14 protein-coding genes are annotated in these 17,055 nt (G+C 71.8%); 4 read left to right on the top strand and 10 right to left on the bottom strand.

Annotated features, from left to right (window positions below; genetic code table 11):
- From ACYUED_RS27785 to ACYUED_RS27770, 4 genes are read right to left on the bottom strand one after another with little or no spacing between them, the layout of a single operon-like run.
- Entirely contained in the window at positions 1-1,992 is a 1,992-nt protein-coding gene (locus ACYUED_RS27785) for an ABC transporter permease (RefSeq protein WP_491286151.1), read from the bottom strand.
- Complete coding sequence (locus ACYUED_RS27780) at positions 1,992-3,035, bottom strand: quaternary amine ABC transporter ATP-binding protein (RefSeq protein WP_491286149.1); 1,044 nt, start codon at positions 3,033-3,035, stop codon at positions 1,992-1,994. Before ACYUED_RS27780 ends, ACYUED_RS27785 begins: the two co-directional genes overlap by 1 nt.
- A complete protein-coding gene (locus ACYUED_RS27775) occupies positions 3,035-4,564 on the bottom strand; it encodes a GMC family oxidoreductase (protein ID WP_491286147.1) in 1,530 nt (509 codons plus the stop codon). The genes ACYUED_RS27780 and ACYUED_RS27775 overlap by 1 nt, the downstream gene beginning before the upstream one ends.
- Positions 4,565-4,612: 48 nt before the next feature.
- On the bottom strand, positions 4,613-6,142 hold the full coding sequence (locus ACYUED_RS27770; protein WP_491286145.1) for an aldehyde dehydrogenase family protein: 1,530 nt from the start codon (positions 6,140-6,142) through the stop codon (positions 4,613-4,615).
- A gap of 230 nt (positions 6,143-6,372) precedes the next feature.
- Here ACYUED_RS27770 and ACYUED_RS27765 point away from each other — a divergent pair, with 230 nt between their 5' ends.
- On the top strand, positions 6,373-7,305 hold the full coding sequence (locus tag ACYUED_RS27765) for a GNAT family N-acetyltransferase (RefSeq protein ID WP_491286143.1): 933 nt from the start codon (positions 6,373-6,375) through the stop codon (positions 7,303-7,305).
- Between the two features lie 236 nt (positions 7,306-7,541).
- Here ACYUED_RS27765 and ACYUED_RS27760 read toward each other — a convergent pair whose 3' ends face one another.
- From ACYUED_RS27760 to ACYUED_RS27735, 6 genes are all read right to left on the bottom strand, one after another.
- Positions 7,542-8,573: a serine/threonine kinase C-terminal domain-containing protein gene (locus ACYUED_RS27760; RefSeq protein ID WP_491286141.1), complete on the bottom strand. Its 1,032-nt coding sequence runs from the start codon at positions 8,571-8,573 to the stop codon at positions 7,542-7,544.
- Between the two features lie 143 nt (positions 8,574-8,716).
- The gene (locus tag ACYUED_RS27755) at positions 8,717-9,706 is read right to left on the bottom strand and encodes a malate dehydrogenase (RefSeq protein ID WP_491286140.1); all 990 of its coding nucleotides are present in this window, start codon (positions 9,704-9,706) and stop codon (positions 8,717-8,719) included.
- Positions 9,707-10,076: 370 nt separating this feature from the next.
- Positions 10,077-11,339, bottom strand: a complete 1,263-nt coding sequence (locus tag ACYUED_RS27750) for a helix-turn-helix domain-containing protein (protein WP_491286138.1) — start codon at positions 11,337-11,339, stop codon at positions 10,077-10,079.
- A gap of 345 nt (positions 11,340-11,684) precedes the next feature.
- Positions 11,685-12,143, bottom strand: a complete 459-nt coding sequence (locus ACYUED_RS27745) for a helix-turn-helix domain-containing protein (protein WP_491286136.1) — start codon at positions 12,141-12,143, stop codon at positions 11,685-11,687.
- A 219-nt stretch (positions 12,144-12,362) separates the two neighbouring features.
- Positions 12,363-12,833 (bottom strand): DUF3017 domain-containing protein, encoded by a 471-nt coding sequence (locus ACYUED_RS27740; protein WP_491294460.1) that lies wholly within the window; start codon positions 12,831-12,833, stop codon positions 12,363-12,365.
- 43 nt (positions 12,834-12,876) lie between these two features.
- Entirely contained in the window at positions 12,877-13,731 is an 855-nt protein-coding gene (locus ACYUED_RS27735) for a bifunctional methylenetetrahydrofolate dehydrogenase/methenyltetrahydrofolate cyclohydrolase (RefSeq protein ID WP_405869906.1), read from the bottom strand.
- A gap of 269 nt (positions 13,732-14,000) precedes the next feature.
- On the opposite strand from ACYUED_RS27735, the gene ACYUED_RS27730 reads away from it, so the two are divergent.
- The 3 genes from ACYUED_RS27730 to ACYUED_RS27720 all read left to right on the top strand — a co-directional run bounded on the left by ACYUED_RS27730 (position 14,001) and on the right by ACYUED_RS27720 (position 17,041).
- Positions 14,001-14,627, top strand: coding sequence for a hypothetical protein (locus ACYUED_RS27730; RefSeq protein ID WP_491286134.1), 627 nt, complete (start codon positions 14,001-14,003; stop codon positions 14,625-14,627).
- A gap of 114 nt (positions 14,628-14,741) precedes the next feature.
- Positions 14,742-15,491 carry an FHA domain-containing protein gene (locus ACYUED_RS27725; protein WP_491286132.1) on the top strand — a complete coding sequence of 250 codons (750 nt, stop codon included), beginning with the start codon at positions 14,742-14,744 and terminating at the stop codon, positions 15,489-15,491.
- Positions 15,488-17,041: a protein kinase domain-containing protein gene (locus ACYUED_RS27720; RefSeq protein WP_491286130.1), complete on the top strand. Its 1,554-nt coding sequence runs from the start codon at positions 15,488-15,490 to the stop codon at positions 17,039-17,041. The genes ACYUED_RS27725 and ACYUED_RS27720 overlap by 4 nt, the downstream gene beginning before the upstream one ends.
- Positions 17,042-17,055 lie beyond the last annotated feature (14 nt).

Raw genomic sequence — 17,055 nt, 5'->3', positions numbered from 1 at the left:
TCACGCTCCCTTCTTGGTGCGGCGTTCCGTCGGCTGTGTGACCCGGTCGAGCATCAGGCCGAGGCAGACGATCGCGGCGCCCGCGACCAGGCCGGTGGCCAGGTCGCCCTGTGCGAGGCCGAAGACGGTGTCGTAGCCGAGGGCGCCTCCGCCGACCAGGCCGCCGATGACGACGACGGCGAGGACGAGGACCACGCCCTGGTTGAGGGCGAGCTGCAACGCCGGCCGGGCGAGCGGGAGTTGGACCTGGCGCAACTGCTGAGCGGGGGTCGCGCCGAGCGAGCGGGCCGACTCCAGGGCGGCCGGGTCGACCTGGCGCAGGCCCTGTGTGGTGATGCGGACGACGGCGGGAAGCGCGTAGACGACGGCCGCCGCCGCGGCGGGCGCGCGGCCCACTCCGAACAGGGCGACCACCGGGATCAGGTACACGAACTGCGGCATCGTCTGGAAGACGTCCAGGACGGGGCGCAGCAGTCGCTCGAAGCGGTCGCTGCGGGCCGCCGCGATGCCGGTCGCGAAGCCCAGGACGAGGGTGACGGCGACGGCGGCGAGGACCTGGGAGAGCGTGTCGAGGGACGGCTGCCACACGCCGAGCACGCCGATCGCGGCCATGGCGAGGACGGCGGTGAGCGCGGTGCGCCAGGTGCCGATCAGCCAGGCGAGCGCCGCCACCAGCAGCAGGACCGACCACCAGGGCAGCCACTGCAGGCCGCTGCGGACAGGGTCCAGCACCCAGGTGGTGAAGTGGCCCGCCCACTCGGCGGTGCCGCCCACGACGGGCACGCCCGAGTACAGGTGCGCGGTCATCCAGTCGACGGCCCGGTTGACCGGTTCGGCGATGTTCACGATCCAGGCCTCGGGCCAGTCCAGGCGGCCTGCCAGCCGGCCGGCGACCGCCGCCACCACGGCGGCGAGAAGGGCGTACGCCCACGCGTCACCCGGCCACCGCCCCACCACGAGGCGCCGCACGCCGCCCCTGTTGCTCGCCGCGCGCCGGGGCTCTCCGGTGCCGCCGCCGGCCGCGCCGGTGATCCGGTCCAGTACGACGGCCAGCAGCACGATCGGGATGCCTGCCGCGAGCGCCGCGCCCACGTCGACGGAGGCCAGCGCCTGGTAGACCCGGTCACCGAGGCCGCCCGCGCCGATGACGGAGGCGATGACGGCCATCGACAGCGCCATCATGATCGTCTGGTTCAGGCCGAGGAGGAGTTCCTTGCGGGCCAGTGGGATGCGGGCGGTGAGCAGCCGCTGGGGTGCGGTGGCGCCGAGCGACTCGACCGCCTCCAGGACCTCCTTGTCGGCGCCGCGCAGACCGAGGGAGGTGAGGCGGGCCATGGGCGGGGCGGCGTAGACGACGGTGGCGAGGACCGCCGCGGGGACGCCGATGCCGAAGACCAGCACGACCGGCAGCAGATACGCGAAGGCCGGCAGCACCTGCATGGTGTCGAGGACCGGGCGCAGGATCCGGTCGAGACGGTCGGAGAGACCGGCGCCGAGGCCGAGCAGGGCTCCCACGACGACCGACACGAGGACGGCGACCACCATCAGCGCGAGGGTCTGCATGGTCGGCACCCACATGCCGAGCAGCCCGCAGGCGAGGAAGGCGGCGGCCGTGCCGATCGCGAGCCGCGCTCCGGCGACGCGCCAGGCCACGAGCGCCCCGAGGGCCGTGACGCCGGCCCAGCCCGCGGCGAGGAGCACCAGATACACGGCGCGTACGGAGAGCACGACCGCGTTGCTGATGTAGCCGAAGAAGTAGAGGAACAGGGGGTGGCTGTCCCGGTTGTCGATGATCCAGTTGCTGGTGCTGGTGAGCGGCTTGGTGAGGTCGACGGTGAGGGCGTCGGGCCAACTGCCGCTCGCCCAGCGGGCGTTGGCCAGCGGCACGAGGATCGCCGCGGCGAGCGTGAGGAGCAGCAGCTTGCGGGCCGCGGGGTGTTTCAGCACACCGGGGAGGCCGATGCGCGGGGCGGATGCGGTGACCGTGGCCATCAGACCGCCTCCTTCTGCGGCTCCGTTCCGGCGACGACGCCGAGGAGCCTTTCGTGGTCGACGACGCCGAGGCAGCGCCCGTGCTCCACGACGCAGGCCGCCTTGCCGCTACGGGCGACGACCTTGATCGCGTCGGCGACGACCGCGCCGGGGTCGAGAGCGCCGGGATGCTCGGCCGCGTCGCAGCCCCCGGGCCGCATCGCCGTACGTACCGTCATCACCTGCTCGCGCGACACGTCCCGGACGAACTCGCGTACGTAGTCGTCGGCCGGGCTGCCGACGATCTCCTCGGGGGTGCCGAGCTGCACCACCCTGCCGTCGCGCATCAGGGCGATGCGGTCGCCCAGCTTCAGTGCCTCGGAGAGGTCGTGGGTGATGAAGACCATCGTGCGGCCCTCCTCGCGGTGCAGTCGGACCACCTCCTCCTGCATGTCCCGCCGGATCAGCGGGTCGAGCGCGCTGAACGGCTCGTCGAACAGCAGGACCTCGGGGTCCACCGCGAGCGCCCGGGCCAGGCCCACGCGTTGGCGCTGGCCGCCGGACAGCTGGGCCGGGCGGCGCTGCTCCAGGCCCTCCAGGCCGACCTTTTCGACGACCGCCTGGGCGCGCGCCCGCCGCTCGGCCTTGCTCACGCCCTGGATCTCGAGGCCGTACGCCACGTTGTCGAGGACCGTGCGGTGCGGCAGCAGGCCGAAGTGCTGGAAGACCATCGCGGCGCGGTGGCGGCGCAGTTCGCGCAGCCGGGTCTTGTCCATGGCGCGTACGTCCTCACCGTCGATGGCGATGGCACCCGCCGTCGGCTCGATCAGCCGGGTCAGACAGCGCACCAGGGTGGACTTGCCGGAGCCGGACAGGCCCATCACCACGAAGACCTCGCCCTTCTGCACCTCGAACGAGACGTCGCGCACGGCGGCGGTGCAGCCGGTGCGGGAGCGGAGTTCGGCGGGTTCCAGCGAGGTCAGCTCGGGGTCTGCGGGAACGCGGTCGGCCTTCGGGCCGAACACCTTCCACAGTCCTTCGACGGAAAAGACGGACGTACTCATCACGCACCACTTCCGATCAGGTCTATGGCTTTCTCCCCGACCATCAGCACGCCGATCATCGGGTTCACGGCGGTCATGGTCGGGAACACGGAGGCGTCGGCGATGCGGATCCCGTCCAGGCCGCGGATCCTCAGCTCCGGGTCGACGACGGCCTGCGGGTCGTCCGCGGCGCCCATACGGCAGGTGCCCGCCGGGTGGTACACGGTGTGGGCGACCTTGCGGGCGTACTCGCTGAGCTCCTCGTCGCTCGTGAGGTGCGGGCCGGGAGCCACCTCGCGCTTGAGCCAGCCCGCGAGCGGCTCGGTCCGCGCGATCTCGCGGGCGATGCGGATGCCGTCGACGAGGGTGCGGCCGTCGTAGTCGTCCTCGTCGGTGAAGTAGCGGAAGTCGAGGGCCGGCTTCACGGACGGGTCGGCGCTGGTGAGGTACAGCCGGCCGCGGCTCTTCGGCTTGGGGATGTTCGGGGTCATCGAGACGCCGTACGGCGGCCGTTCGTAGCCGAGGCGCTCGGGGTTGTCCGTGAAGGGGACCTGGTAGAAGTGGAACATCAGGTCCGGGCCCGCGTGTCCGGGGTCGCGGCGCACGAACAGTCCGGCGTCGCTGTCCATCGCGGAGTTCTCCGGGATCGGGCCGTTCGTCTCCCAGACGATCACCGACTCGGGGTGGTCCAGGAGGTTCTCGCCGACGCCGGGCAGGTCGTGCGCCACGGGTATGCCGAGCGCTTCGAGGTCCTCGCGGGGGCCGATGCCGGAGTGCATCAGCAGGCGGGGGGAGTCGACGGCGCCGGCGCAGAGCAGGACCTCGTGTCGGGCCCGTACGAGGATCTCCTCGCCGTCCTTCGTGCGGACGTGCACGCCCTCGGCGCGGGTGCCGTTCAGCTCCAGCCGGTGCGCCCAGGTCTCCAGGAGGATCGTCAGGTTCCGGCGCTCGTCCATCACGGGGTGCAGATACGCCACCGACGCCGACGACCGCTTGTTGTCCTCGGGGTGGTAGGCGAGGTCGAAGAAGCCGACACCATCGGTGAACGGCGCACGGTTGAAGCCCTCGACCCGGGGAACCCCCGTCGCGTGCTGAGCGGCGTCGACGAAATCCCGGGCGATGGCGTTCCGGTCCTTCTCGTCGACCGGGACGATGTTGTTGAGGAGCCGCGCGTAGTACGCCTCCATGGGCACCGCGCCCCAGCCCTTGGCGCCGGCCTCCTCCCACTCGTCCCAGTCGGAGGGCAGCGGCTTGAAGGCGATGAGCGTGTTGTGGGAGGAGCAGCCGCCGAGGACACGGGCACGGCTGTGCCGGATGTGGGAGTTGCCGCGGGGCTGCTCGGTGGTGGGGTAGTCGTAGTCCAGCTCGCCGCCCAACAGGCCCATCCAGCGGCGCAGCGTCAGCACGTCCTCGCGGCCGACGTCGCTGGGGCCGCCCTCGATGACGGCGACGGTGACGTCCGGGTTCTCGGTGAGGCGGGAGGCGATGACGGACCCTGCCGTGCCGCCGCCTATGACGACGTAGTCGTAGACCTGCGTGTTCTCGGACATGGGGGGTGGTGCTCCAAGGGGGTGGGGGGATCGGTCGTGGCGTGCGGCTCAGCCCGCGAACCAGCGCACCGGCTTCGGCGCGAGGTTCTGGTAGACGTGCTTGGTCTCGCGGTACTCGGCGAGGCCGGCGGGGCCGAGTTCGCGGCCCACGCCGCTCTTGCCGAAGCCGCCCCACTCCGCCTGCGGCAGGTAGGGGTGGAAGTCGTTGATCCAGACGGTGCCGTGCCGCAGCCGGCCGGCGACCCTGCGGGCCCGGCCGGCGTCGGCGCTCCAGACGCCGCCCGCGAGGCCGTACTCGGTGTCGTTGGCGAGGGCGACGGCCTCGTCCTCGGTGCGGAAGGTCTCGACGGTGAGGACGGGGCCGAAGACCTCCTCGCGTACGACGCGCATCTCGCGGTGGCACTGGTCGAGGACCGTCGGCTCGTAGAAGTAGCCGCCGGCGGGCCGCTCCGGCGCCGCCTCGGGCCGCCGGCCGCCGGTCCGCAGCACCGCGCCCTCGGCCAGCGCGGAGGCGACGTACTCCTCGACCTTGGCGCGCTGCTGCTCGGAGACGAGGGGACCGCACTCCACGGCGTCCTCGGTGCCCCGGCCGAGGCGGATCCGGCTTGCCCGGCGGGCGAGTTCGGCGACGAAGCGCTCCCGCACGGACTCCTCGACGATGAGGCGGGCACCGGCCGAGCAGACCTGGCCGCTGTGGATGAACGCGGCGTTCAGGGCCTGGTCGACGGCCGTGTCGAACCCTTCGTCCGTGGCGCAGGCGTCGGCGAAGACGACGTTGGGGTTCTTGCCGCCGAGTTCGAGGGCCACCTTCTTCACGCTCGGCGCCGCGGCGTGCGCGACCTTGGTGCCGCTCGCCAGGCCGCCGGTGAAGGAGACCAGGTCGACGTCGGGGTGCTCGGCGAGACGGGCGCCGACCGAGTGGCCGGGGCCGGTGACGATGCCCGCGACGCCGGCGGGGAGCCCGGCCTCGGTGAGCAGGTCGATGAGGGCGATCGTGGTCAGCGGGGTGATCTCGCTCGGCTTGACCACGAAGGTGTTGCCCGCCGCGAGGGCGGGGGCGATCTTCCAACTGGCCTGCAGAAGCGGGTAGTTCCAGGGCGTGATCAGCGCGCAGACACCGACGGGTTCGTGTACGACGACGCTGTGGACGTCGGGCGAGCCCGCGTCGACGACCCGGCCCGGGGCCTCGCCTGCGACGAGGTCGGCGAAGTAGCGGAAGGCGTCGGCGACGCAGTCGATGTCGATCCGGCCCTCTTCGACGGTCTTGCCCGCGTCGCGGCTCTCCAGCCGTCCGAGCCGCTCGCGGTCGCGCACCAGGAGGTCGGCGACGCGGCGCAGCAGCGCGGCACGCTCGGCCACGGGGGTGTGCGGCCAATCGCCGTGGTCGAAGGCCTGGCGTGCCGCCGCGACCGCCAGGTCCGTGTCCTTTTCGTCGCCCTCCGCGACCAGAGCGAAGCCCTGACCGTCCGCGGGGTCGAGAATCTCGCGCGTGGCGCCGGAGAGGGCTGCTCGCCATTCCCCCGCCACGTGGATGGTCGCCTGCGCGTCCAGTTCTTGGGTTTCCGCTCGGTCCGCCATGATCCGTGTTGCCTTCCGTTCCAGTTCAGCACCTCTGAGTGACACAGGTGTCACTCATGAGGACCGTGATCGCCTGCCCTTCGCCCCAGGATGCATGCGCGATCCATGGCTCAAAGTGCTCTGTGTCACTGAGAATGCGGGCAAATAGGGCCTAAACATCGCCGAAATCGGTCCGATCCGGCGCCCGGCCATGGACTCCGCGAGAAACCTTTGACTAAAGTCAAAGAACTATGGAGCCCGTGACCGTGGAGCCGGGGACGGTGGAGCCCGCGTCGCCGGAGGAGGTGGCGGCCCTCCGCCGCTTCAACCGCTACCTCACCCGCCGTATCGGGGCACTCGACGACCACTACCTCGGCCAGGACCGCCCGCTCGGCGAGGCCCGGCTGCTGTTCGAGATCGCCGAGAACCGGGGCCGGATCTCCCTGCGCGAGCTGCGCGCGACCCTGGGTCTCGACGCCGGATATCTGAGCCGCATGGTGAAGGCACTGGAGGCGCAGGGGCTGGTCCGGGTCGGCGTCCACCCGGACGACAACCGGCTGCGCATGATCGAGCCGACCCCCGCCGGGCGCGTCGAGGTCCAGGAGCAGAACCGCCGGGCCGACCTGCTCGCGACCGGACTCCTGGACGCCCTGAGCCCCGGCCGGCGCGAGCAGCTCATCGAGGCGATGGCCACAACACAGCGCCTGCTGCGCCTGGCCGGCATCACCGTCGAGCACGTCGACGGTGCCTCCCCGGACGCCCGCGCCTGCCTGGACGCGTACGCCGCCGACATCGACGAACGCTTCCCGGAGGGCTTCGACAAGTCCGACCTGGTGGAGCCGCGGGAGGTGTCGGGGGACGCCGGGGCGTTCTTCGTCGCGTACGAGGAAGGCCGGCCGGTGGGCTGCGGCGCGCTGCGCAGGCTGGAGCCGGGCGTGGGCGAGATCCGGCACGTGTGGGTGCACCGGGAGGCACGGCGGCTCGGCCTCGCACGGCGGATCCTCGACGCCCTGGAGGGTGCGGCCGCGGACCGCGGCCTCACCGTCGTACGACTCGACACGCATGCCACCCTCACCGAGGCGCAGGCCATGTACCGGGCGTCCGGGTACACGGAGATCCCCGCGTACGTGGACCACGTCTACGCAGCCCACTGGTTCGAGAAGCGACTGGGACCGACCGCCTGACCACCCGGCGCTCCAGGCCGAGTCCGGCAACCACGGCGTCGACACCGACCTCCGAATCCGCCGCGTACGTCGCGTCCGGTCGGGCCGCGATTCCCGACTCCCCTCCCCCGCCTGCTCGCCCGGTTCGGGAGCGGGACCCGTACCGCGTCCGGGACCGAAGTCCCGCCCCTGATCAGCCGGTCGAGCCGGTCAGGTCGCTGGATACGTCGCCGTGCAGGCGCGGGCTCAAGTGGCGCCTATGTGCACTGCGCTCCGGTCGGGCAGAAGGAGCGCACTGCCGTTGCCAGCGGCTCGCGTACCCGCGCGGGGTCCAGATCCGCGGGTCCGCTGGAGCGGATCGCGTACAGCGTGCCGTCGGCGGCCTGGAAGCGGTGGTCGATGACCTGGCGGGTGCCCTTGTCCTTGTCCTTGTAGCGGTACGACAGTTCGGCCCAGGTGTCGCCGCGGTCGTGCTCCAGGGCCTGGTAGCCGGGCTGCTTCGCGAAGCCGTAGCCGGGGTCGGTCTCCGCGAGGGTCAGGGACTCGTAGGGGGTGTCCTCGGTGACCTTGAAGATCTGCAGCTGCCTGCTGCCGCCCGGAGCGTCGTAGTAGACGATCGGCGCGAGTTTGCCCTGTGCCTGACGTCGGGTCCAGCCGTCCGGGACGTCGACCGTGTAGCCGACGGGATCCTCGGCGCGGCGGTAGCCGACCGAGGGCGACGGGGACGCGAGCGTCGAGGCCGTCGGAGTGCCGGTGCCGGTGTGGGCGGAGGTGGGCGTCCGGGTCTGCGACTGCGTGGTGGTGACCGTGACGCTGACACTCGTCGCCGAACCGGCCCCGGTGCCGGTCGAGTTGTCGCGGGTGAGATACCAGAAGCCGGCTCCGGCGCCCGCGCCGACGACCACCACGAGGGTCAGGGCGAGCAGCAGGCCGCGGGCTCCGCGGCGGGGAGCGGGTACGGCCGCCGGGGTCGGGACGGTCATCGGTACCGGTACCGGTCCAGGGCCCGGGAGCGGGGGTGGTGGCGGTGGTGGCCACGACGACCCCGCCGACGGCATGGGGCTGCCCGTATAGGTGTCGGCGGACGCCCAGGGCGGCGGGGACTGGCTCGTCTGTGTCTGTGCCGAGGACCACGGCGGCACGGCTCCCGGCTGCTGGGCGGCCCAGGCCGCCTGGCCTCTCTCCTCGCTCGGTTCACGCTCCGGGCCGGAAGCGGAGTTGCGGCCGTCACCACGGCCGTCGTCACGACGGTCACCGCGGCTGCCGTCGAAGCCGTCCCGTTCACTCATGACACGCCCCCCGAATCACCCCATTGGGTACCGCTTCTGACGGTAGCGGCGAAAAGGGCCACGGGCCCCGTTCCGGTAGGAAACCGGAACGGGGCCCGTGCAGGGTCGTGACAGAACCGTAAAGCCGTAAGGGCTCAGCAGGTTCAGATGAGGCCGAGACCGCGGACCGCCTCGCGCTCCTCCTCGAGCTCCTTCACGGAGGCGTCGATGCGGGCGCGCGAGAACTCGTTGATGTCCAGGCCCTGGACGATCTCGTACCGGCCGTCCTTGGTGGTGACGGGGAAGGAGGAGATCAGGCCCTCGGGGACGCCGTACGAGCCGTCCGACGGGATGCCCATGGAGGTCCAGTCGCCGTCCGCCGTGCCGTTGACCCAGGTGTACACGTGGTCGATGGCGGCGTTGGCGGCGGACGCGGCGGAGGACGCGCCACGGGCCTCGATGATCGCGGCACCGCGCTTGGCGACGGTCGGGATGAACTCCTCGGCCAGCCACTTCTCGTCGTTCACGGTCTCGGCGGCGTTCTTGCCGGCGACCGTGGCGTGGAAGATGTCGGGGTACTGGGTGGCGGAGTGGTTGCCCCAGATGGTCAGGCGCTTGATGTCGGCGACCGTGGAGCCCGTCTTCTTCGCGAGCTGGGTCAGCGCGCGGTTGTGGTCGAGGCGGGTCATCGCGGTGAAGCGCTCGGCCGGTACGTCCGGGGCGGCGGCCTGGGCGATCAGCGCGTTGGTGTTGGCCGGGTTGCCCACGACCAGGATCTTGACGTCGTCCGCGGCGTTGTCGTTGATGGCCTTGCCCTGCGGCTTGAAGATGCCGCCGTTGGCGGAAAGCAGGTCACCGCGCTCCATGCCCTTGGTGCGGGGGCGGGCGCCGACGAGCAGACCGACGTTGGCTCCGTCGAAGGCGACGTTCGGGTCGTCCGTGATGTCGATGCCCTGGAGCAGCGGGAAGGCGCAGTCGTCGAGCTCCATCGCGGTGCCCTCGGCGGCCTTCAGCGCGGGCGTGATCTCCAGCAGGCGCAGCTTGACCGGCACGTCCGCGCCGAGCAGCTGGCCGGAGGCGATGCGGAAGAGCAGGGCGTAACCGATCTGGCCGGCCGCGCCGGTGACGGTGACGTTCACGGGAGTGCGGGTCATGGCGTTCTCCGTATGACAGCTGGCGGTGGGCGTCCTTGCCCTGGGGTGCGCGGACGTACAAATGATCGATCTCTTGGTATCAAGAGATCCACCGGTCAGGCTATCGCGCATCCGGGATCCCGGTCGTCCGGGTCCGTGTGGCCCAGCCCACAGCACGCCCCGGCACGAAGAAATCCGGGGGCGGCAAAGAAATCCGGAACGGCAGGAATAGTCGCCCCCATCCCGGGCACGCGGACGTTACCCCCACGGGAGTCCGGCACAGTCGGTACCCCCCATCGGCGGCCGCCCATGTCCCCCCTCTCCCGGACGGGCGGCCGCCCCCTCTTTTCCACCGCGCTCTTCCGTCGCGCCGTTCCCTCGTGCCACGGCGCTACTGCGTGCAGCCCTTCTGGCCGGAAGCCAGCGTCGCGCACGCCTTCGCCTCGCCCGCGTCCTTCACGGCGACCATCGGCGTGTAGGCGATGTTGTCCCCGGCCGCGGTGATGCTGTCGTCCTGCTTGGCACTGCCCGCGGTCACCTGGACGGAGTCCCCCTGTGCAGCCTGGGTGATACGGCCCCAGGCCGCGCCGCACGTCTTGCTGTAACGCACCTCCACCGTGGTCGTGCCGACGACGGCGGTCTTGGCGGTGGTCACCGCGGCGGTGTCCTTGGTGCAGCCCATGGCCTCGGCGTCCTTGCCGGTGCAGGAGGCACCGCTGCACTTCACGCCGGCCGGCAGGTCGGTCTGTGCGCTGACGGACGGCGACGGCGAGCCGCCGCCCTCGTTCTTCTTGTCCGAGCCGTTGTCGGTCAGGTAGAACACCGCCGCGATCACCACCAGCACGCCCACGACACCCGCGAGGAACATCGTCAGCCTGCGCCTGCGCCCGCCGGAGGAGGAGTTCCCCCCGGGCCGCGGGCCCTGCGGCGGCTCGCCGAACGGGCTCGGCGTCCCCGGTGTCCAGCCCGGACCGTCGGCCACCGGGCCCGGCGCCGGTGTCGGCTTCGGTGTCGGCGTCGCGGCCCCGGGCGTGCGCGCGGCGGACTGCGCGGGGCCCCGGTATCCGGCCACCCCCCACGAGTTCGTGCCGGAGGAACTCCCCGCGGGAGAAGCCGGGGCACGCGCGGGAGAGGAGGCCGGGGAGTCGGCAGGAGCGGCGGGAGAGGAACCCGCCGAGTCCTGCGCGTCCGGCGCCCTCGGCTGCGGCGGCACCGTCGGCGCCACACCGGCCGGGCCCGCGATCCCCGGCGTCGCCGTCGCGCTGCCGGACCTGCGGGCCGTCCTGCTCCCCTTGGCATTGGCGGGCGGCGCCCCGAACTCACCGAGCGCGGCGCGCGCCTGGGAGATCCGGATGGCCTCCATGGTCATGTCGTGACGCATCTCCGAACGGCTCCAGGCGCGCTCGGCGAGCTCCCACATCGTCGTCAGATGGATCGGGTTGGTACCCGTGACCTCCGCCAACGCCACTATCGCGCCCTTGGGCGCGAGCAGCCGGCCGTTCAGATACCGCTCCCAGGACGTCTTGCTGTAGCCCGTACGGTCGGCCACCGACGCGATGCTCAGGCCGCTGCGGTCCACGAGCCGGCGCAGCTGGCTCGCGAACTCCCTGACCTGTGGATCGAGTTCGTCCGGCAAGGCCCTCCAACGAGGCATTGCTTCCCCCCTCTTCCCCCGGTTGTGCTGGTCTTCCTCGCGTTCCCCCGCGCGTGGTGCCCGTTCTGGCTACCCACAGGGATGCGCCCAGTAAGGATCTCAGTTCCCGGGATGGGGGCGCACGGGAGCGTTCGAGCCGCGCGGCATGCACCGTTGCACGCCGACCCGGCCGTGGTCCAGTGTCCCACCGGCGGCCCCCTCCGCCGCCCGGCCGGACGCGCCCACGCTAGCCCGCTCTTCGAACAATCCCGTGTCAAATCCGCAAACTTGTCAATACATCGACACGGTAGACACACATGGACAACCCCACATGTCACGGACGTATCCACCCCACTCACGGGCAACTCACCCGAGGAGGACGGCACCCACGGCCAGGACCAGCAGCATGAGGAGGAGGAGCAGTGCGGCGTAGAGCAGCGGCCATGCGCCGGGCCTGCGGCCGCTGTCCTCCTCGGGTGTGTCCCACCACGGCAGGGTGGGGTCGTCCTCGTACTCGGGCGCGCTCTCCTCACCGGCGGGTTTCGCCGGGCGCGGCCAGGCCTTGACGGCCAGTTCCCAGCGCACGGTGAAGCGTTCGGCGTCCGTGTCGGCGAGGCCCGCGATCCGGCACAGGGCGAGGACCGCCTGCCGGGGCGGGGGCTGGGTCGCGTTGAGGTAGCGGTGCCAGGATGACTTGCTGTACGCGGTGCGGGCGCCGAGGGAGACGAGGCTGAGCCCCGTACGGTCCTTGAGGAGCCGCAGCTGCTCCACGAAGTGCCGCACCTCCGGCGGCAGATCCTCCGCCAGCGGCTGCCAGCCGCCCATCGCCCACCTCCACGGCGTTCCTCGCATTGCCCGGTCTGACCAGGTGACGACGCAGGCCCGCCGATGGTTCCCGCGTTGCGGAACGGTCACCTCCGTGCCACAGCGCTCTGATAGCCGTTGAACAGGCAGTTCACCCTGCAGGAGGGTGGGTCCCGGCGACGGCCCGTCCTTCATCGGGGGAGAGGACGGGCCGTCGTCGTGAGACGTTCCCCGCGGCGGCTAGCCGCTGCTCACCGTGAGGTGCAGCGTGTCCTTCAGGAACGGGATCTGCAGCCACGGGTCCGGCTGCACCATCATCGCCAGCAGGACGATCGCCGTGCCCAGCAGGCCGTAGGTGGCGATGTCCGTGAAGCGGGAGCGCACGGCGAGCATGCCGACGTCGGGCAGGACCCAGCGCAGCACGGCGCCCGCCACCAGGGCGATGCCGATCAGCAGGGTGCCGTAGCGGAAGGCGTCCAGCGCGGTCACCAGCAGACCGAGCGCGACCAGGCCGAGGACGGCGAGGATCGGCCACTGCCGGGCGGGCGCGGGAGCGTCGCCCGGGGCGGCCCTGCCGCCGCCCTCGGGGCGCGCGGTGTCCTTCGTGAACAGCGGGAAGCGGCGGGTCGTGCGGCGCGGCCGCCCCTCGGCGTCCGGGGCGCTGATCGCGTCACGGACGGTCTCCTCCGCCTGCCGCTCGGGGTGCTTCACCTCGCGCTCGGTCTCCCTCGCCGCCCGCTCGGGGCCCTTCGCCTCAGCCGGCACTGCGCTCCGCCGCCTCGACCACGTTGACGAGCAGCTGCGCACGGGTCATCGGGCCGACACCGCCCGGGTTCGGCGAGATCCAGCCGGCCACCTCGGCGACGCCCGGGTGGACGTCGCCCACGATCTTGCCCTCGGCGCTGCGCGAGACACCGACGTCTAGGACGGCGGCGCCCGGCTTCACGTCCTCGGGACGGATCAGGTGGGCCGAGCCGGCGGCGGCGACGATGATGTCCGCGCGCTTGAGGTGGGACGACAGGTCGCGCGTGCCGGTGTGGCACTGGGTGACGGTCGCGTTCTCGCTGCGGCGGGTGAGCAGCAGGGGCATCGGGCGGCCGATGGTGACACCGCGGCCGACGACCACGACCTCGGCGCCCTTGATCTCGACGCCGTAGCGGCGCAGGAGGGTCAGGACGCCGTTGGGGGTGCAGGGCAGCGGGGCCGGCTCGTTCAGGACGAGGCGGCCGAGGTTCATCGGGTGCAGGCCGTCGGCGTCCTTGTCCGGGTCCATGAGCTCCAGGATCCGGTTCTCGTCGATGCCCTTGGGCAGCGGCAGCTGGACGATGTAACCGGTGCACGCCGGGTCCTCGTTCAGCTCCCGTACGACGGCCTCGATCTCCTCCTGCGTCGCCGTCTCCGGCAGTTCGCGCTGGATGGAGGCGATGCCGACCTGGGCGCAGTCGCGGTGCTTGCCGGCGACGTACTTCTGGCTACCGGGGTCGTTCCCGACGAGGATCGTGCCGAGGCCGGGCGTGACGCCCTTCTCCTTCAGCGCCGCCACGCGGGCGGTCAGATCGGACTTGATCGCGGCTGCGGTGGCCTTGCCATCGAGAATCTGGGCGGTCATGGCCCCATCCTCGCGGATGACCGCCCCCAGGTTCCAATCAGGGGGCCTCGGGGAGGCCCGGCCGCGACTCCGCCCGTATCCGCCCATGATCAGTGATGTTGCACTTGCACAACACATAGCGGATGCGGCTGGACAAGTAAGAGGCTGTTAAAGAACGATGAGCACCACAGTGCCGCGGGCAGTACCGGGGGGACGGACCGCTCTGTAGAAATTCCTCCGCACCGTGCCGCGCCCCGTCCCCACAGAAGGCAAACGGAGGAAATCCCGCCATGAGTTTCGGCGATCCGAACAACCCCTACGGTCCCCCGCAGGGGCAGCCGCAGAACCCCCCGCCCGGCTACCCGCCGCAGGCGCCCCAGAACCAGCCCGGATACGGCTACCCGCAGGGCGCTCCGCAGCAGCCCGCTTACGGGGGCTACCCGCAGCAGCCGGCGTACCCCGGCTACCAGGGCGGCAACCAGATGCCGGTCGTGATGCCCGGCCTGATGAAGACCGCGCGCGTGCTGCTCTTCGTCCTCGCGGGCTTCCAGATCCTGTTCGGCATCATCGCGGGCCTCGCCGTCGGCGCCGCCCAGGACCTGTCCAACGGCGTCGGCTCCGGCGACAACACGGACACGCTGGCCGGGCTCGGCTTCCTGGTCGCGGCGCTCCTGGTGGGCCTGGGCGCCCTGTCGATCTTCCTGGGCGTCAAGTTCAAGAACGGCGGCAGCGGCATCCGCATCACCACGATCGTGTACGCGTCGCTGATGATCCTCGGCGGCATCGTCAACATCGTGAACGGCGCGAACGGCTCGGCGACGTTCGGCGGCCTGATCTCACTCGCCATCGCCGGCATCATCCTCGCCTCGATGGTGAACGGCGCGGCCACGACGTGGTTCAACCGCCCGCGCTACTGAACAGTTCACGCCATTCACGCCCAAGGGCCGTGTCTCACCCTGCACAAGGGGGACACGGCCCTGGTGCGTCGCCCTACTCTGACGTGGGTAGCCGGCAGGCACGGGAGACGCACCTTGTACAGCATCATCGTGGTACCTCCGCCGACCACGGAGGACGAGCGAAACCGCAACCAGTTCCGGCTCGCACCCGGCGAGCGGCTGACCTTCGGGCGTTCGGCGGTCGACGTCGACGTGACGATCCCGCACGACGGGGTGTCCCGCCGGGCCGGTGAGATCACCGCGCAGGGCGCCTTCTGGATACTGAGCAACCTCAGCCGCGTGCAGACGTACGTCGTGGAGAACCCGGAGGGCGCGGGCGAGCACATCAAGGTCGGGCCGGGCCGTCTCGACGCACCGGTCCCCTTCGAGTTCTCGCGGATCGTGCTGCCCGCCGCGGGCGACCTGCTGCCGATCGAGGTGTGGGCGCCGCGCCACGACTACCTCCACTCCGACGGCGGACTCGACGGCGCGACCACCGCCCCCGCCTTCGCCGTCGACCGCACCAAGCGCTACTTCGCGGTCCTCGCCGCCCTGTGCGAACCCCGTCTGAGGGGCGAACCGCACGCCGCGCTGCCCACGGTGGACCAGGTCGTGGACCGGCTGCGCCCGAACTGGCCCAGCGCGTCCCGCACTTCGGTGCAGTGGAACATCGACTACCTCGCGGTGAAGCTGCGCCTGAAGCCCGGTCCTGACGAAGCCGACACGGGCCCGCGCCTCAACGGCAAGAAGGAGTCGCTGGTCTCCCTCGCGCTCCGCTTCGACCTCGTCCGGGAGGACGACCTGGTCGTGCTGGCCGCCGCGCCCTCCGGCCGGGTGGGCCGGTGACCGAGCCGTACGCCGTGCCGGTGCCCAAGGGGTACCGGGTGGGCGTCTGGGAGGTACGGGAGCCGATCGCGACGGGCGCCTTCGGGAGCGTGTACGAGGGGCGGCGCACGGTCGACACGGCCGGCGAGGAGCTGCCCCGAACGGCCGCCCTGAAGTTCCTGCCCACCGGCACGGGCACCCCGCGCCAGTTGACGCATCTGCGCGAACTCGTCGAGCGCGAGGTCGCGTTGCACCGCCGGCTCAGACGCCCGCGCCTCATCCGGATGTACGAGACCCTCACCGTCGACGACCCGTCGCGCCCCGCCCTCGACGGCGCCACCGTCCTCGTACTGGAGAAGGCGGAACGCTCCCTGTCCGCCCAGCTCTCGGCCACGCCCCGCCCGGCCGCCGGGCCCGCGCTGCTCGCGCAGATCTGCGAGGGGCTGGCCCAACTGCACGGCGCCGGCTGGGTGCACGGCGACCTGAAACCGGCCAACGTGCTGCTGATGAAGGACGGTTCGGCACGGCTGGCGGACTTCAACATGGCCGCGGAGCTGGAGGGCACCCACGCGTACACGCCCGCGTTCTCCACCCCCGACTACACGCCGCCGGAGCTGCTGTGGTCGGAGATCGGCGCCCGCGGCCGCCAGATCCGGCCCTCCGCCGACGTCTGGGCGTTCGGTGTCCTCGCCCACCTCGTCCTCACCGACTCCTTCCCGCTGCCCGGCGCCACCCCGACCGCCCGCCGCGACGCGGCCGCCGCCTACGCGCGCGGCACCGACGAGCTGCGCCTGTCCCCCGAACTCCCGGACGCCTGGCGGGAGATCGTGCGGGACTGCCTGTCCCGTACGCACGCGGACCGCGTCGGCACCGACGCGCTGCTGCGCCGGGTCGAGGAGGCGGCCGGTACGGGACGCTCGCCCCGGCTGCCCAGGGTGCTGCTGTCCCGCCGGCGCCGGTCCGCGGTGGCGCTGGCATCGGCGGTGGCGACGGTGGCCGTGGCGGCACTCGGCTACGGCATCAGCAACTGGGCCGACTCGGGGCCGGGCGACGGCAAGGCGGTCACGGGGGCCGCCGCCTACGGCGCCTCCGAACTCCGTACCGACAAGGGCGTCCCGGTGCGGTACCGCCACCTCATCGTCGACTCGGCCCACGACTGCCTGCAGCGGGAGGTCTCCCCGGCGCTCATCGCGGCGATGCTGAAGGTGGAGAGCGACTTCGACCCGAACCTCTCCGACCCGTCCGTGGACGGCGGCGAATACGGCATCGCCCGCTGGACCCCCGGTGTGCTGCGCTGGTGGATCCGCCCGGACGGCGTGCCCGCCTCGGCGACCCCTGTGCCGCCCCTGTCGCCCTCCGTGTCCATCCCGGCCATGGGCCGCTACCTGTGCTACATGGAACCGCTTCTGAACACCTCGCTGCCGGGCGACCGCCGCGTACTGCTCGCCGCCGCCTACCGGACCTCGTACAAGAAGGTGAACGCCGCGGGCGGAGTTCCCCCGAAGTACCGCGCCTACTCCGCCCGCGTCGCTCACTACCTCAAGGAGTACGCGCCTCCCGGCAAGAAGTGACCCTGAGACGTCCG

Source organism: Streptomyces sp. DF42 (assembly GCF_058267695.1).
This window is presented reverse-complemented; position numbering and strand designations above follow the sequence as displayed.

Excerpts from the sequence above, each read along its gene's own strand:
- ACYUED_RS27785 (WP_491286151.1), bottom strand. The coding sequence starts at position 1,992 with ATGGCCACGGTCACCGCATCCGCCCCGCGCATCGGCCTCCCCGGTGTG.
- ACYUED_RS27780 (WP_491286149.1), bottom strand. The coding sequence starts at position 3,035 with ATGAGTACGTCCGTCTTTTCCGTCGAAGGACTGTGGAAGGTGTTCGGC.
- ACYUED_RS27775 (WP_491286147.1), bottom strand. The coding sequence starts at position 4,564 with ATGTCCGAGAACACGCAGGTCTACGACTACGTCGTCATAGGCGGCGGC.
- ACYUED_RS27770 (WP_491286145.1), bottom strand. The coding sequence starts at position 6,142 with ATGGCGGACCGAGCGGAAACCCAAGAACTGGACGCGCAGGCGACCATC.
- ACYUED_RS27765 (WP_491286143.1), top strand. The coding sequence starts at position 6,373 with ATGGAGCCCGTGACCGTGGAGCCGGGGACGGTGGAGCCCGCGTCGCCG.
- ACYUED_RS27760 (WP_491286141.1), bottom strand. The coding sequence starts at position 8,573 with ATGAGTGAACGGGACGGCTTCGACGGCAGCCGCGGTGACCGTCGTGAC.
- ACYUED_RS27755 (WP_491286140.1), bottom strand. The coding sequence starts at position 9,706 with ATGACCCGCACTCCCGTGAACGTCACCGTCACCGGCGCGGCCGGCCAG.
- ACYUED_RS27750 (WP_491286138.1), bottom strand. The coding sequence starts at position 11,339 with ATGCCTCGTTGGAGGGCCTTGCCGGACGAACTCGATCCACAGGTCAGG.
- ACYUED_RS27745 (WP_491286136.1), bottom strand. The coding sequence starts at position 12,143 with ATGGGCGGCTGGCAGCCGCTGGCGGAGGATCTGCCGCCGGAGGTGCGG.
- ACYUED_RS27735 (WP_405869906.1), bottom strand. The coding sequence starts at position 13,731 with ATGACCGCCCAGATTCTCGATGGCAAGGCCACCGCAGCCGCGATCAAG.
- ACYUED_RS27730 (WP_491286134.1), top strand. The coding sequence starts at position 14,001 with ATGAGTTTCGGCGATCCGAACAACCCCTACGGTCCCCCGCAGGGGCAG.